A 13822-nucleotide genomic window follows, 5' to 3' on the forward strand; every position below is an offset into this window, starting at 1 on the left:
TTTGAGGACACCGATCGAGTGTCGGTGAGCCGTAGCGGCGGCAGCGTCAGGGAAGTGCTCGGTGCGGAACACCGACACGACGTGGGGCGGGAAGTGATCGTCATTCGTTGCTGCAGTGGGTGGCACCACGCATTTCCAGGGCCAGAGTTCGTCAGCTACGCGCGAGACCCGTAGCAACAGCGTGCCACGGACCAAGGACCGCTCCCCATACTCGTGAAGCCCCGAGGGTTCGCTCAGTGAGCGGTGCTCGCACCGCCGGCGAGTCGGCTCGTAAATCCTTCGTCGCGCAGACGATCGAAGGCCGCTCGCACTTCGCCCGGCACTGGCAGGCTGATCATGAAACCCTGTTTCGGGTAGATCAGAAGCCGCTGCAACGAACCAACGAGCATGTCGATCACCAAGCGGGGGTCCCCTATCGAGTCCACGTACCCCTCGAACGTCATGGGTGTGGAGGCGCTCACGATTTCCACGTCGGGCCAGAGCTTCCGCGCCGTGGCGTATGCGCGTCGTTCCTCGTACGGCTTGCTGATCAGTAGTACGGACGTGACGTCGATGCCGGCGTCGTCCACCAGGGCCCGGGAGAACTGGATGTTCTCGCCCGTGTTCCGGGCGCGAGGCTCGACGAGGATCGCCGACTCGGGAACGCCCAACTCCACTGCGCGCTCCCGGTAGTGGACGGCCTCGCCCCTCGGCATTCGTTCCCGCGTCGTCGCGCTAGTGGAGCCAGTGAAGACAATCAGCGGCATCATGCCGCGGTGAAACAGGTCCGCGGCGGTGTCGGCTACTCCGAGGTCGTGGCTACCCAGGCCAAGCGCGATCGAGCAGGGCCGAAGTTCGTGGTGCATCTGCTGGAAGTCCCAAAGGAGTTGGGCGTCCGCCCACGCCTGTGCGGAAATCACTTCCCTGCCTCCTCATCGCGTCGGGCCGAGTCAGGGACTCTGAAGTCGTAAGACCAGGCGAAGCGTGAAGCCGCATGCACGCCGATCGCGAACTCGACCACGGTGCCGTCAGCCGTGTACGTCGTCCGGTGCAGTTCGACCACGGGCTCTCCCGCCGGCAGCCGGAGGAGCTTGACCTCGTCGGGCGTAGGGACACGCGCGAACAGCTCTTCTCGCATGTGGTCGATCTCGTAACCGTTGTCGTACAGCACCCGAAAGCCCCCGCCGCGGCCGGCCGGGCCCGGGGTCGGGTCTACGATCCGTGTCCCTTCAACGTGCTCGGGCCGGTAGTAGCTGGTCAACGTGTGCGTGGGCTGCTCGCCCTCCTTCACGAGCCTTGCCCGTGCGTAGACCTCGGCCCCTTCTGGGAGTCCGTGAGCAGCAGCTACTGCAGCAGGAGCCTCAACACGGCTGACGGTTTGAGTCTGCTCGCCGCGCCGATAGGCGCGCCCTGAAGCGACTCGGTCGGCGATGAACGCGACCTCATCCCCGTCGCGCCACTTGGCCTTGTCGTAGCGCTCGATCCCCAGTCGCTTGAGCGGGGTCTGCGCGCGTACGACCGTGCCGTGGCCGCGGGAGGACGTGACAAGCCCTTCCGCCTCAAGAGCCTTGTACGCCTGGTGAACGGTGGACTTCGAGCCCTCGCCTGCCTCGACGAGTTTCCGGATCTCGGGCAGCTGCTGGCCCGGGGCGTACTCCCCGCTCCTGATCTGCTCGGCCAGCCGGTCCGCCAGCTCTCTCCACTTGGGCGCCATCCCGGAGCTCCTCTCGACGGGTCCAGTGAAACACAGTCCCAGGACTGTTGACAGTCCTGGGACTGTGCGCCATTGTCTTACTCAAGCGAACGCAGTCCCAGGACAGCGCGCGCTAAGGGCCTTGTTTGGCCTGCACCAAATGCACGACCAGCGCCGCCCGGAAGGCCCGCGAACACGGGTTGGAAGGAAGCGGTCGTTCTTTGAGAACTCAACAGCGTGCCAAGTCGACGGGGTGCGAGTCCCCGTCCCCGCAACGGCCCGGGAGAAGGCCGCGGCGGCCCCTTAGTGGCAGGCGAACCTGACCTGTCCGCGTGCCAGCTCTGGAGAACAGCGCTGGGGAGCACCCCTTCATTTCTGAAGATCAGCCCCTTCGTTGCCACCTGGTACGCGCCGCCCTGCTGGCGTCAGAGCAGTGACGATGACGCACCCGATTTCCCGGCTCGGGACCGGTGCCCGTGGCAACGGCGCACCGGTGAAGCCCGTGTATCCGCAGTGCTGTGGCGCTGCGGCCGGTTGCCTCCTCCGCCCGTCCGGGCGCCCCTGCGGGGCTGCTCGTACGGGCGGGGTTGAGGGGAGCTGGACCGCTCCACTCTCACGACGGCGTGCGGCCCCGGGGTGCGATCCCGGGGCCGCTCTGGGCCGTCCCACTCGTCAAAGGAGCCGACCCGATGAGGAACATCGGTCCTGTTCAGGCGGTCGTTACCGCCACCGAGTACGACCGCGGCCCGACGGCCGCGGAGCTTGATGCGATCGACGCCGAGATGCCGCTCATCTCCGCGGAGGTCGAGCTGCTCGACGCGCAGATCATCGTCCTCGACCGGGTTCCCTCGGAGGTGGACGAGCGCCGGTTGCGGCGGGCCCGCCGCCGGGTGCTGGCCGCCCGGCGGGAGCTGGCCAACGTGTCCGCCACGGCTTTCGTGCCGGAGGTGGGGGCATGAGCTTCCAGGACACGGCACTGACCGCGGCGCACGCGGAGGTCAAGGCGGAGCTTGCCCGCACCGACTCCAAGGCCAGTCTGCTGCTGGCGTTCGTCGGCGCGATGCTGGCCGGGGCCTGGTCGGTCGCCACCAGCGTCCGCCTCTCCCCGGCCGCGGTGGCGTTCGGGGCAGCCGGGGTGGCGGTGCTGCTGGCGGCGGCGGGGCTGCTGCTCTTCACGGTCCGGCCCAACCTGGGCGGGGGCCGCCGACCGCAGGGCTTCCCGCTGTGGGCCACCCTCACCCCCGACGAGATCCGCGACGCACTGAGCGAGGACGACCGGCACGCGCACATCGCGGCGCTCTCCCGCATCGCCGTGCTCAAGTTCGGCCGGCTGCGGCGCGCGATCGACCTGACGTGCGTGGCCGGCGGGCTGCTGGTGCTGGCGGGGATTCTCGCGTGGGGCGGTGGCTCATGAGCTACCTCGCCGAACTCCGCATGGAGAAGCGCGCCGACCAGGCCGCGGCCGCCGAACAGGCCCGCAAGGACGCCGCGGCCGCCGAGGAGCGCCGCGCCGCCCGCCGGCGGGAGGACGACGAGCGCGCCGCCCGTCTGCGGGAACAGGCCCGCACCGACAAGGCCGCCGACCGTGCCGCGCGGCAGGACCGCCGGCGAGAGCGCGCCGAGCGTCGGGCGCAGGCCCTCACCCCGGAGCAGATCTACCGCAACGGCACGCTCGCCCTGGTCGTCGCCTCCGGGCTGGCCTCCCTGCCCGCACAGATTGCGCACTTCGTCGGCATCCACCCGATGCTGACGCCGGTCCCGCTCGGGCTGGAGGGCGCGGCCTGGGTGATGGCGGCCGGCGTCGCCTACGCCGACGCGCGCTCCGCACCGGCGTGGGTGCGCTGGCTGCTGCGGGGCCTGGTCGCCACGTGCGCCGCGTTCGCCGCTCACATCAACTACGGCTACGGCCTCTCCCTTGCCGGGCACGGGCTGACCGCCGGTGACGCTGCGGCGGCCGGCGCGGGGCTGGCGGCCGTGACCGTCCTGGGGCCAGTCGTGTTCGAGATCCGGCAATGGGTCTCGACGCTCGCCGGTCGGGACGAACAGGCCCGTAACGAGCGCCGGCACGCGGCCCGCCGGTGGCGTCACCACCGCAAGGTGCTGCGCGTCGCCAACCGGCTGATCTCTGCTGCACCGTTCGGCACGCTGCCCGCCGAGGACGCCTGGAAGCTTGCGTGGACCATCGTCCACGGCCCAACCACACCCGGCATGACCCCGGACCTGGAGCGCCACGCGGCCGCTGCTGCGACCCGTCTGATCGAGGCTCGCACGCCGGACGCGGACGCCATCGGCCGACGCATCCGCGCCGGGCTGGAACACCCGCAGTACGTGCTCCCCGACACCGGCAACGTCGTGCCGCTGCGCCGCGAAAAGCCGCAGGTCGCGAACCAAATGCCCCCCACTGCCGACAAGGGCGCGAAGGCCCCGCGCAAGCGGTCCGCGCCGCCCCGCCGGCGCAAGGGCGACACCCCCCGCTACCACCCCGCCGCACGCGCCGTCGCGGCCGACGCTGCCCGCCACTCCACCGTCACCGTCAACGTCTGAGAGGCCCGCCATGCAGACCACCACCACGACCCAGACCGTGTGGCCCGAGGGCGTCATCGCTCGCTACCTCACCCTCGGCGGCGCCACCGTCGACATCCGGATCGATGCCAGGCGCGGCTTTGCCAATGCAGCCTGCACCGGCTGCAACACCCTGCATGAGCCCTTCGACTACCACGGCTACTACCTGGACTGTGAGTACAGCCCGGCGGAGGCCGAGGAGAAGGCACTCGAAGACGCCCGCGAGGACGCCGCGAAGTGGGCCCAGACGCACGCCGAGAAGTGCCGTGCCATGCCCCGCCCCGCCGCGGCCTGACTGGCTGCCTGTCCGCCCCGGGCCAGCACCGGGGCGGGCGGGGAGCTGGGACAGCCCCGGCCCACGGCATGGAGGCCCACATGCTCGGACGTAAGAGCAGCAGCAACGACGCCGTCATCGCCCACAAGGCCGCCCTGAAGGCCCTGCACGACAACCAGCGCGAGGAGATGGCGGCCGGCATCACCCATGAGACCGACACCTACCGCGAGCTGAACGCGGCGGTTCACGAGGCCGAGAAGCACGTGCCCTGGTACCGCCGCTGAACTGCTGAAAGGAGGCGGCCCGTGAAGCCGCGCCGCTACCAGTTCGACAACCCCTTGCCCGCCCCACGAGAGCCGCAACAGCCGGTCGTCTACCGGCCCGAACCTCTGCCCGCACCGGCCGCCTACGACCAACAGCAGGTCATCGTGCAGCACATCCACCAGGCGCCGCCGGACCGCACCGTTCAGCGCGTCGCTCTCGGCGCCGGCATCGGTGGCGGGGCGGTCGCGGCGGGGGTCTACTTCGGCCCGCTGCTGGTCGCCGCCATCTCCTCGATGGCCATCTCCCTCGCGGTCGTTGCCTTCGTCGTGGTCGTCATCGGGTGGGGGTCGGTCACCCTCGTGCGCTCGCTCGGCGGCCCGGACGGCAAGGCCGCCGCTCAGAACGTCGCCAAGGCCCGTCGCAAGCGCGGCTGACGGCTGCCCGATCCGCCCGTCTCGTACGGGCGGTGAGGGGAGCTGGACAGTCCAGCTCCAGATCGGAGCGTCATGGCCCAGGAACCGCCGCTGACCGCCGCCGAGAAGGCCAAGGTCACCCTTCTTACCGCCCGCATGTGCAAGCGCTCCCTGGCGGGTGAGGACGTGGACCTCTCCGACCTTCAGCGCAAGGTCGAGCGCATCCTCGACACCGCCGCCAAGCGGGCCGAGGCCAAGTAGCTACGCCCCGGGACGGCCGCACCCGGCCAAGGAATCCGACCGTCCCGGGCCTTTCCCTGCACACCCTTCAGCAGCGACGGGAGACACCATCATGACCGAACCCGCGGCCGAGCAACCGCCGTTGGGGACCGTGCACGACCTCGACGAACACCGCGTCACCCGCGCCGCCGCCGCGCCGACGCTGACATCCCTGGTCAAAGACACCACCGCCCCCGCATCCGCTCCGGGCGCCGACCCGATCGAAGAACCGCAGCGGCCCATCGTTGACGCTGAGCCGCCCTCCTCCGGCCGCCTTCGCCGGATCAGGCGTGTCGCCCGTGGGGCGCACCGGCTGGCCACGCACGACCGCACTCGTACCGCCGTGCAGATGGTGGCGCGGCATGGTGGTTATTTCGTCGGTGGGGCCGGGGTCGTTGCCAAGCGGAGCTGGGAGGGCCGCACGGTGGCCGTGCATCACCGGATGCGGGCCATGGCCCTTGCCGCCGGGGATCACGCGGCGGCGGCCGAATGGCAGGACCGGGCGGACCGGTTCCGCCGGGAGCGCCACGAACGACGGATCGAGCTGATCCACAAGGTGCCGACGATGGCGAAGTCGGCTGCGATCGGCACGGCTGCTGCCGAAGGCGTCCTGCTGCTGGTCGGTATCTGCATGGCCATCCATGACCGCGAGCTGCATGACGTGGTGGCTCCGACGCTGGCCGCGATCGACGCGGTGCGGGCGCTGTGCTGGTTCGTCGGGATCGCGTGGGGCCCGGCTCTGGGGCTGGCGCTCGTGGCCTGCCTCTCCCATCTGTGGCGCGCCGGCCACAAGCACCAGACGGCGCCCGCCTGGGCCCGGCCCGACTCCGGCACGCCGGACGACATCCCGATCACCCCCTCCATCGTGGTCAAAGCCCTCTCCGACCTGGGCATCCCCGCCTTGAAGAAGGCCATCAAGGAGATGGCGGACGGGGCCGCCGGGATGCTCGGGCCGATCCGCCTGGCGGGGTGCGGCATCGAAGTCGATGTCACCTTGCCCTCCGGGGTCTCCACCGAGGAGATCCTCGGCAAGCGCCGCAAGCTCGCCGAGAACATGAACCGGCACGAGCACGAGCTGCACATGACGATCCCGCCGGCGCCCCGCACGGTCAGGATGTGGGTCGCCGACTCCGGCGCGCTGGACCAGCCGATCGGCCCGTCCCCGCTGGTCACCGACCCAGACCTGACCGCCGACATGCGAAAGGGCCGGGCGCCCTGGGGCCAGGACCTGCGCGGCGACACGGCGCTGATCTCCCTGTGGCAGCGGCACATGCTCATCACCGGCCTGTCCAACCAGGGCAAGACCGCCAGCCTGCGGGCCCTGGCGCTGTGGCTCGCGTTCGACACGCGCGTGGAGTTCCGCCTCGCCGACCTCAAGGGCGTCGGGGACTGGCAGATGTTCGACGGGATCGCCACGGTGCTCATCCAGGGCCCGACCGACGAGCACGTCATGGAAGCAACACACATGGTGGAGGGGGGTGTGGAGGAGATGGGGCGCCGCATCGATCTGATGCGGGAGCTCTCCACCAAGGGCTGGAGCCAAGACAAGATCCTGGCCGACCCACGGTTCAACCCCCTGGTGCTCATCGTCGACGAAGCCCAGGTCGCCTACGGCTCCAGCGCCGTGGAAACACACATCACCGACAGCGGTGCGGTCCGCAAGGGAGCGCCCTACGGGGGATCGAAGGCAGACAGCCGCTACTTCCAAGCCGTGAAGAAGGTCCACGATCAGGGGCGCGCGGTGAACGTCACGATCTGGGAGGGCACGCAAGACCCCACGAACGAGAACCTCCCCAAGCGCTCCCGGGAAGGCAACCACATCCGCGCGTCCCTGGTGCTGGGCACCGAGTCGCAAGCCCGCATGGCCGTGGGCGACTCGGCGGTCGACGCCGGCGCGGCCCCCCACAAACTGCGGCAGGGCCTGGACAAGGGCACGCTCGTGGTGGCTGGCGACGGCATCAAACTCGCTCCCGGCCAGCCCTCGGTGACGGTCCGAACCCACTTCATCGACAAGGACCCCGCCAAGGAGATCGCCGAACGGGCAAAGGCACGCCGGGCCGGCGTCGCGCCGCAGACCGCCGCGGAGCCCGCACAGGACGTCGACCACCTGGCCAACGTGCTCGACGCGCTGGGCGACGGCAAGCGCATCCAGACCCAAGAGGTACTGCGTCGGCTCATCAGCACGCACCCCCATGCCTACGACGGATGGGAGCTGCACGACCTCACGCGAGTACTTCGCGAAGCAGGCGCCGAGCCGAAGGCCACAAGGGCCGACAACGGCAAAACCGGCGTGGTGTGCGTCTCCCGCGCCCGGGTGGAGACGGCCATCGAAGCACGCGAAGACACCGCCGACCGCGACGCAGAGTAGTCGCAGACTGATGGAGGAAGGTGGTGGAGGCACCGGAATCTGATGGAGAACTCCACCAGACGGTCCACCACCCACCTCCACTGGTCCTCAACTGCGCAAACAACGCCTCGATGGGCCTGGTGGACCTGATGGAGGTGCCCCTCCAGCGGTGCCCGCGAGCCCGGTTTTCGGGCCGTGAGGCCCCTCTCCTCCTGCATCTCCCATCGGTTACGCAGAGTACCCGGCACAGTCGGCAGCGGCCGATCGCGCCTCCATCAAGCACGACCCCAGCTCGGCGGGTCCGCACCCGCCTCCCACAGCGAGCCCTACCCCTACCCGCACTGCTGCCAGTGCGGCGCCGACGGCTCCAGCGAACGCCCCGACTGCATCTGCGAGTAACTCACCCAAGGAGAGCTGACGTGAACTTCAGCGACAACGAGATCGTGACCGTGGAACTGGACTGCCCGGGCTGGACCAAGCCCCACACCTGCGACATCACCCGCCACCAGCTCAACGCACTGCTCGTCGCCCTCGACGACATGGCCGCCGACACCTACGAAGCGGCCCGCCGCCTGGCCCAGAAGTGGCCCACGCCCGAAGAGGCGTACGCCGACGCCCCGACCATCGCCTACGAACAGGCGTGGACCGAAAGCACCGCCAACGCCTCCGCCGACGAGCTGGACCGGGACTGGTACCTGCGCCACGCCGCGCTGCTCGACCGCATGGCCCTGCGCGATGACCCCGACCAGGACACCTGCGCCGCGGAGGACGCCGAGGCGACCGCCACCGTCCTGCTGGACATCGACCAGGCGCCCCGGGGCTGCGACCCGCGCGCCTACGTCCGTCAGCAGTACGCCCTCTGGGCCGCCGATCAGACGAACGACCCGCGGGCCAGCGCCCGCAGCTAGCAACGCCCAGGGCGGCCCGCGTCTCGCCAAAGTCCCGGGCCGCCCTGGTCTCTCCGCTCACTTCACAGAACAGGAGACCTCCAGCATGACCCACCCTGTCCTCATCCGGCGAGCCCGCCTGCGGGTCTTGGCCGCTTTCTGCGGTGTCGGCGGTGACACCGCCGGCTACCTGGCCGCCGGGTGCCACGTCACCGGCGTGGACCTCGCCCCCCAGCCTCGCTACATCGGCGACGTCTTCCACCAGGGCGACGCCATCGAGTACATCCGGGCCCACGGCCACGAGTACGACTTCATCCACGCCGGGCCGCCGTGCCAGTTCGACTGCACCCTGACCGCCGGCACCAACGCCGCCAAGCGCTCCAACTATCCCGACCTGCTGGAGCCGACCCGGGACGCGCTGGAGGCCACCGGCCGCCCCTACGCCATCGAACAGCCGCCCGGCCGCGCGTCGAAGCGGATGAGGGTGGACGTCACGCTGTGCGGGGAGATGTTCGGCCTGGCCGTCATCCGCCACCGCAACTTCGAACTCGGCCACTGGACCACCCCCAAGCCCGTTGAGCCGCAGCACCGTGGCCGGGTCGCCGGCATGCGGCACGGCAAGTGGTACGACGGCCCGTACTACGCCGTTTACGGCGAGGGCGGCGGCAAGGGCACCGTCGCCGAATGGCAGCAGGCGATGGGCATCCACTGGACGAGCGTGCGCAAGGAGATCGCCGAGGCCATCCCGCCCGCCTACGGCCGCTGGCTCGCCAACGCCTTCCTCGCCAGCACGCTGGAGGTGGCGGCATGAACGAGCACCTGCTCAAAGCAGCCCTGGACGCCGCGGAGCAAGGCTGGACAGTCATCCCACTGCGCCCTGGGGACAAGCGGCCTGCGCTGCACGGTGAGGCGTTCTGCCCCGGCACCGGGGACTGCGCGGGCGGTCACCTCAAGTGGGAGCAGCGCGCCACCACCGACCCCGACCGCATCCGCGCCGCCTGGGCCACCTTCCCCTTCAACGTCGGCGTCGCCACCGGCCCGTCCGACCTGGTCGTCATCGATCTCGACATGCCCAAGAGCAACAGCAAGAAGGACACGCCTTGCGGCGTGACGACCTTCCAGGCGCTCTGCGAGCGCACCGGCCACCCCGTCCCCACCACCCGCACGATCCGGACTGCAAGCGGCGGGCGGCACCTGTATTTCACCGCCCCGGCCGGGGACCGGCTGAGCAACTCGGCGGGCAAGCTCGGGCCGCTGATCGACACTCGGGCATGGGGCGGCTTCGTCGTCGCGCCCGGCAGCACCACGGCCGCCGGCACCTACACCGTCATTGACCCCACTCCGCCTGCCCCGCTGCCGGATTGGCTGTACGGCCTCCTGGCGCCCCGTCAGCCCTCCCGGGGCCTGACGGCCGCGCCGTCGTCTCTCAGGGCCTCTCGGTACGCGGCAGCGGCGCTCACGGCGGAAACCGCGAGCGTGAACAGCGCGCCGGAGGGTCAGCGCAACGCCACGCTGCTGCGGGCGGCGCGAGCCCTGGGGCGGTTCGTCGTCTGGGGCGACCTTCCCCGCTCGGTGGTGGAGGAGGCTCTTCAGGCGGCTGGGGAGCTGGCCGGTCTGTCGTCTGCCGGGTGCCGCTCGACGATCCGCAGCGGTCTGAACTGGTCCATCGCGCACAACTCGCAGCGGAGGACGGCATGACGAACCCGACCCGTCCCCCTCTGAAGAGCCTTCCTGACGCCCCCGACGGCACCGGCTCCGCCGAACCGGCACGCACCCCGGCCGGCAGTGGTGCGCCGAAGGGCGTCGCCCGTCAGGGCGTCCTTTCAGCTCTTCGCTCTGAGGGGCACCAGCCCACCCAGCCCGCGGCCGTACCGGTCTTCTACGGGCTGCACATCATCGCCCAGCCCAAGTGGCTCATCTCCGTGAGCGCGGCCTGTCCCTGTGGCTACCGACGCCGGGCCGAGGGCCGCGGCGACATCCAGCCGCTCATCGAGAACTACACCCGCCACAAGCAGCACTGCCCCCGCCACGGCAGCGCCAGCAACAGGAAGAGGGCCGCATGACCAGCACCCAGCAGCAAGCCACCGAGGTGGCCGGCGGTGCGGCGCTGCTCGATGAGGTGGAAGCCTTCCACCGCCGTTTCAACGTCTTCCCCCACGAAGCCGCCTACGTCGCCGTGACGCTGTGGGACGCCCACGCTCACCTGCTCGACTGTTTCGACTCCACCCCGCGTCTGGCGTTCCTGTCCCCAGAACCGGGGTCGGGGAAGTCACGGGCGCTGGAAGTCGTCGAAACGCTCGTACCACGCTCCATGGCGGCTGTGGACGCATCCGCCGCCGCCCTGTTCCGGTCCGTCTCTGGTGTCGACGGCGGACGGCCCACGATCCTCTTCGACGAGATCGACACCGTCTTCGGGCCCAAAGCCGGAGAGAACGAACAGCTCCGGGGGTTCATCAACGCGGGCCACACGCGCGGTCGGGAGATGTACCGGTGCGTCGGAGACGGAGCCAACCAGCAAGTGCAGGGCTTCCCCTCGTACTGCGCTCTCGCTGTCGCCGGACTCGGCCACCTTCCGGACACGATCATGACCCGCTCGGTCGTCATCCGCATGCGCCGCCGTGCTCGCAACGAGAGCATCGAGCCGTTCCGCATCCGTATCCATGTGCGTGAGGGCAATCAGCTCCGAGACCGGCTCGCCAAGTGGGCCGAGACCGTACAGGAGCAGGTCACGGACGTTTTCCCCGAGATGCCAGACGGAGTCTCCGACCGCCCGGCGGACGTGTGGGAGCCCCTCCTGGCCGTCGCCGACGCGGCCGGCGGGGACTGGCCCGAGCGGGCCCGCGCGGCGTGCGTGGCGCTGGTAACCGCGTCCAAGGCCAACGACAAGGGCAGTCTGGGAATCCGGCTGCTGACCGACCTGCGCGATCACGTCATGGTCGGCATCGACCGCCTGCCCACCGTCGCCATCCTGGATCGGCTCAACGCCCTGGACGACGCCCCTTGGGCCGACCTCCACGGCAAGCCGCTCGACAATCGCCGCTTGTCGAAGATGCTCGCGGAGTACATGACGGCCGACAACGAGCCCATCGCCTCCCGCAACATCAAGACCGCAGGGAGCGTCCTCAAGGGCTACTACGCCGCCGATCTCTTGGACGCGTGGGCCCGCTACTGCCCCCCACCCCCGGAAAGTGCGCTACTTCCGCTACCTCCGCTACCCAGCAGGTCAGAGCCCTGAAATCGGTAGCGGATGAGCCGAATTTATCCGCTACCAAGCAGCACGCTGCCGCTACCCACCCGCAGCCACACAGCGGGCGGGTAGCCGCATCTATCCGCTACCGCTACCCCTACCCGCTACCTCGATCATGGCCCTGACCAGGGCGGTAGCGGAGGTAGCGGAGGTAGCGGACCTGAGAGAAGGGGGCCCTTGGCCCCGTGAGCCATGCCTCGAAGGAGTCGCACCATGGCCCGCCCCAAGATGCTCAAGCTCCCCGAAGTCCTCGCCGAACTCGACATGTCCCGCGCCGCCTTCTACCGCATGCGCGCCCGCGGCCTCGGCCCCCGGGTCGTGAAGCTGCCGAACCACCAGATCCGCATCCGCCGGGCCGACCTCGACACCTGGCTGGCCGGCCAAGAAGAGCAGTCCGCAGCCTGATCTCCTCCCCGCTGATGGGCCCGGCTGTCGCACCGGCCGGGCCCACTTTCATTCGCCAGGAGAACGCCCCTTGCTGACCTTCGAATTCACCATGCACGCCATTCGTGAGAGGCCCGATCGCCCCAAGCCTTTTCAAGTCCGCTGGAAGGTTGGCTCACGCCCTCACTCCAAGGCCTTCAAGACCAAGACGCTGGCCGACGGCCGACGATCACAGCTTATGGCTGCGGCTCAAAGGGGCGAGCAGTTCGATACGGAGACCGGTCTTCCCAAATCTGAACTCACCGCGCTTCAACCGCAGATGACCTGGTTCGACCATGCCAAGGACTATGCCAAGATGAAGTGGTCCGAGGCTGCGTCGGCGAAGGGCCGGGCCACTCGTGCCGACGCGCTTGCCGCCGTCACTGCTGCTCTGGTCAAGGACACGAAAGGGGCACCCGCCCCGGCAGTGCTGCGACGGGCACTGACCGGCTACGCATTCAACTTCTCTGAGCACCGCACCCCGTCGCCGGAGCACCTCACTGCCGCACTCACCTGGCTATCGTCCAAAGCCCTCCCCGTGTCCGCGCTGGAGGACGACTCCGAGAAGGTCCGGGCAGCACTGAAGGCGTTGAGCACGCGCCTCAACGGAAAGCAGGCTGCAGCAACCACCATCACGAACCGTCGCACCGTCTTCAACAATGCACTCAGATACGCCGTGGAGCGAAAGCGCCTTATGGCGAACCCACTGCCCTCCGTGGACTGGTCTCCGCCCTCCACGGACGATGAAATCGACTGGCGGTACGTCCCCAACCCGCGACAGGCGAAAGAGCTCATTGACGCCGTCGCCACCCTTGGCCCCCGCGGCGAGCACCTGCATGCGTTCTTCGCGTGCATCTACTACGCGGCCACCCGGCCGGCGGAAGCCATGAACCTCAGGAAGGCCGACTGCATCCTTCCCGAGACCGGCTGGGGCACGGTGGTGCTCTCCGGCAGCGCGTCCCGCGTGGGCTCCACCTGGACGAACGACGGGAAGCCTTACGAAGAGCGCGGTCTGAAGCGTCGGGCACGGTCCTCGGTGCGCGACATCCCGATCCCGCCGGAGCTGGTGCAGCTTCTGCAGGCCCACATCGACCGTTACGGGGTGGCGCCGGACGGACGGCTGTTTCGGGCGGCGCGAGGTGGGGTCCTGCTCAGTAAGGAGTACACAGACATCTGGAAGGAGGCCCGCGAGGTAGCGCTCCCCCCGCACCAGTTCGACAGCCTGTTCGCGGATGTGCCCTACTGCGGGCGGAAGGCCGGCATCTCGCTTTGGCTCGTCTCGGGTGTCGACCCCGTCGAGGTCGCCCGTCGCGCCGGCCACAGCGTGGCCGTGCTGTACAAGTTCTACGCCAGGGTGCTCGATGGCCGCCGCGACCAGGCCAACGAGGCGATCGAGCGGGCGCTTCGCGCAGCCGAGTGAGCCGGATCCTGGTCCACGCCTGGTCCACACAGGC

The 13822-nt window shown here is 69.7% G+C and carries 17 protein-coding genes; 15 read left to right on the top strand and 2 right to left on the bottom strand.

What is annotated here, in order from left to right; translation table 11 throughout:
- Positions 1–233: 233 nt before the first annotated feature.
- Together ACZ7MX_RS12020 and ACZ7MX_RS12025 are read right to left on the bottom strand one after the other, a co-directional pair.
- Positions 234–899 (bottom strand): YdcF family protein, encoded by a 666-nt coding sequence (locus tag ACZ7MX_RS12020; RefSeq protein ID WP_472131447.1) that lies wholly within the window; start codon positions 897–899, stop codon positions 234–236.
- Complete coding sequence (locus ACZ7MX_RS12025) at positions 896–1693, bottom strand: GntR family transcriptional regulator (protein ID WP_472131448.1); 798 nt, start codon at positions 1691–1693, stop codon at positions 896–898. The genes ACZ7MX_RS12020 and ACZ7MX_RS12025 overlap by 4 nt, the downstream gene beginning before the upstream one ends.
- 668 nt (positions 1694–2361) lie before the next feature.
- On the opposite strand from ACZ7MX_RS12025, the gene ACZ7MX_RS12030 reads away from it, so the two are divergent.
- The 15 genes from ACZ7MX_RS12030 to ACZ7MX_RS12100 all read left to right on the top strand — a co-directional run bounded on the left by ACZ7MX_RS12030 (position 2362) and on the right by ACZ7MX_RS12100 (position 13788).
- Positions 2362–2631: a DUF6284 family protein gene (locus ACZ7MX_RS12030; RefSeq protein WP_472131449.1), complete on the top strand. Its 270-nt coding sequence runs from the start codon at positions 2362–2364 to the stop codon at positions 2629–2631.
- Complete coding sequence (locus ACZ7MX_RS12035; RefSeq protein ID WP_472131450.1) at positions 2628–3086, top strand: Pycsar system effector family protein; 459 nt, start codon at positions 2628–2630, stop codon at positions 3084–3086. The genes ACZ7MX_RS12030 and ACZ7MX_RS12035 overlap by 4 nt, the downstream gene beginning before the upstream one ends.
- Positions 3083–4216: a hypothetical protein gene (locus ACZ7MX_RS12040; RefSeq protein ID WP_472131451.1), complete on the top strand. Its 1134-nt coding sequence runs from the start codon at positions 3083–3085 to the stop codon at positions 4214–4216. Before ACZ7MX_RS12035 ends, ACZ7MX_RS12040 begins: the two co-directional genes overlap by 4 nt.
- A gap of 10 nt (positions 4217–4226) precedes the next feature.
- The gene (locus ACZ7MX_RS12045) at positions 4227–4529 is read left to right on the top strand and encodes a hypothetical protein (RefSeq protein WP_472131452.1); all 303 of its coding nucleotides are present in this window, start codon (positions 4227–4229) and stop codon (positions 4527–4529) included.
- Positions 4530–4609: 80 nt separating this feature from the next.
- Positions 4610–4792 carry a hypothetical protein gene (locus ACZ7MX_RS12050; RefSeq protein ID WP_472131453.1) on the top strand — a complete coding sequence of 61 codons (183 nt, stop codon included), beginning with the start codon at positions 4610–4612 and terminating at the stop codon, positions 4790–4792.
- A 21-nt stretch (positions 4793–4813) separates the two neighbouring features.
- Positions 4814–5206 carry a DUF6251 family protein gene (locus tag ACZ7MX_RS12055; RefSeq protein ID WP_472131454.1) on the top strand — a complete coding sequence of 131 codons (393 nt, stop codon included), beginning with the start codon at positions 4814–4816 and terminating at the stop codon, positions 5204–5206.
- Between the two features lie 72 nt (positions 5207–5278).
- Complete coding sequence (locus tag ACZ7MX_RS12060; protein ID WP_472131455.1) at positions 5279–5446, top strand: DUF6257 family protein; 168 nt, start codon at positions 5279–5281, stop codon at positions 5444–5446.
- 91 nt (positions 5447–5537) lie between these two features.
- Entirely contained in the window at positions 5538–7832 is a 2295-nt protein-coding gene (locus ACZ7MX_RS12065) for an FtsK/SpoIIIE domain-containing protein (protein ID WP_472131456.1), read from the top strand.
- A 398-nt stretch (positions 7833–8230) separates the two neighbouring features.
- Complete coding sequence (locus ACZ7MX_RS12070) at positions 8231–8719, top strand: hypothetical protein (RefSeq protein ID WP_472131457.1); 489 nt, start codon at positions 8231–8233, stop codon at positions 8717–8719.
- Between the two features lie 85 nt (positions 8720–8804).
- Positions 8805–9509, top strand: a complete 705-nt coding sequence (locus ACZ7MX_RS12075) for a class I SAM-dependent methyltransferase (protein ID WP_472131458.1) — start codon at positions 8805–8807, stop codon at positions 9507–9509.
- Positions 9506–10396, top strand: coding sequence for a bifunctional DNA primase/polymerase (locus ACZ7MX_RS12080; protein WP_472131459.1), 891 nt, complete (start codon positions 9506–9508; stop codon positions 10394–10396). The genes ACZ7MX_RS12075 and ACZ7MX_RS12080 overlap by 4 nt, the downstream gene beginning before the upstream one ends.
- Positions 10393–10761 carry a hypothetical protein gene (locus tag ACZ7MX_RS12085; protein WP_472131460.1) on the top strand — a complete coding sequence of 123 codons (369 nt, stop codon included), beginning with the start codon at positions 10393–10395 and terminating at the stop codon, positions 10759–10761. Before ACZ7MX_RS12080 ends, ACZ7MX_RS12085 begins: the two co-directional genes overlap by 4 nt.
- Positions 10758–11933, top strand: a complete 1176-nt coding sequence (locus tag ACZ7MX_RS12090; RefSeq protein ID WP_472131461.1) for a DUF3631 domain-containing protein — start codon at positions 10758–10760, stop codon at positions 11931–11933. The genes ACZ7MX_RS12085 and ACZ7MX_RS12090 overlap by 4 nt, the downstream gene beginning before the upstream one ends.
- A gap of 225 nt (positions 11934–12158) precedes the next feature.
- On the top strand, positions 12159–12350 hold the full coding sequence (locus ACZ7MX_RS12095; protein ID WP_472131462.1) for a helix-turn-helix transcriptional regulator: 192 nt from the start codon (positions 12159–12161) through the stop codon (positions 12348–12350).
- Between the two features lie 70 nt (positions 12351–12420).
- Positions 12421–13788, top strand: a complete 1368-nt coding sequence (locus ACZ7MX_RS12100; protein WP_472131463.1) for a tyrosine-type recombinase/integrase — start codon at positions 12421–12423, stop codon at positions 13786–13788.
- Positions 13789–13822 lie beyond the last annotated feature (34 nt).

It is taken from the genome of Streptomyces sp. NPDC107765 (assembly GCF_055657085.1).

Bases quoted from the DNA above. Each gene is read 5' to 3' on its own strand.
- ACZ7MX_RS12025 (WP_472131448.1), bottom strand. From the start codon at position 1,693: ATGGCGCCCAAGTGGAGAGAGCTGGCGGACCGGCTGGCCGAGCAGATC.
- ACZ7MX_RS12030 (WP_472131449.1), top strand. From the start codon at position 2,362: ATGAGGAACATCGGTCCTGTTCAGGCGGTCGTTACCGCCACCGAGTAC.
- ACZ7MX_RS12035 (WP_472131450.1), top strand. From the start codon at position 2,628: ATGAGCTTCCAGGACACGGCACTGACCGCGGCGCACGCGGAGGTCAAG.
- ACZ7MX_RS12040 (WP_472131451.1), top strand. From the start codon at position 3,083: ATGAGCTACCTCGCCGAACTCCGCATGGAGAAGCGCGCCGACCAGGCC.
- ACZ7MX_RS12045 (WP_472131452.1), top strand. From the start codon at position 4,227: ATGCAGACCACCACCACGACCCAGACCGTGTGGCCCGAGGGCGTCATC.
- ACZ7MX_RS12050 (WP_472131453.1), top strand. From the start codon at position 4,610: ATGCTCGGACGTAAGAGCAGCAGCAACGACGCCGTCATCGCCCACAAG.
- ACZ7MX_RS12060 (WP_472131455.1), top strand. From the start codon at position 5,279: ATGGCCCAGGAACCGCCGCTGACCGCCGCCGAGAAGGCCAAGGTCACC.
- ACZ7MX_RS12065 (WP_472131456.1), top strand. From the start codon at position 5,538: ATGACCGAACCCGCGGCCGAGCAACCGCCGTTGGGGACCGTGCACGAC.
- ACZ7MX_RS12075 (WP_472131458.1), top strand. From the start codon at position 8,805: ATGACCCACCCTGTCCTCATCCGGCGAGCCCGCCTGCGGGTCTTGGCC.
- ACZ7MX_RS12080 (WP_472131459.1), top strand. From the start codon at position 9,506: ATGAACGAGCACCTGCTCAAAGCAGCCCTGGACGCCGCGGAGCAAGGC.
- ACZ7MX_RS12085 (WP_472131460.1), top strand. From the start codon at position 10,393: ATGACGAACCCGACCCGTCCCCCTCTGAAGAGCCTTCCTGACGCCCCC.
- ACZ7MX_RS12090 (WP_472131461.1), top strand. From the start codon at position 10,758: ATGACCAGCACCCAGCAGCAAGCCACCGAGGTGGCCGGCGGTGCGGCG.
- ACZ7MX_RS12095 (WP_472131462.1), top strand. From the start codon at position 12,159: ATGGCCCGCCCCAAGATGCTCAAGCTCCCCGAAGTCCTCGCCGAACTC.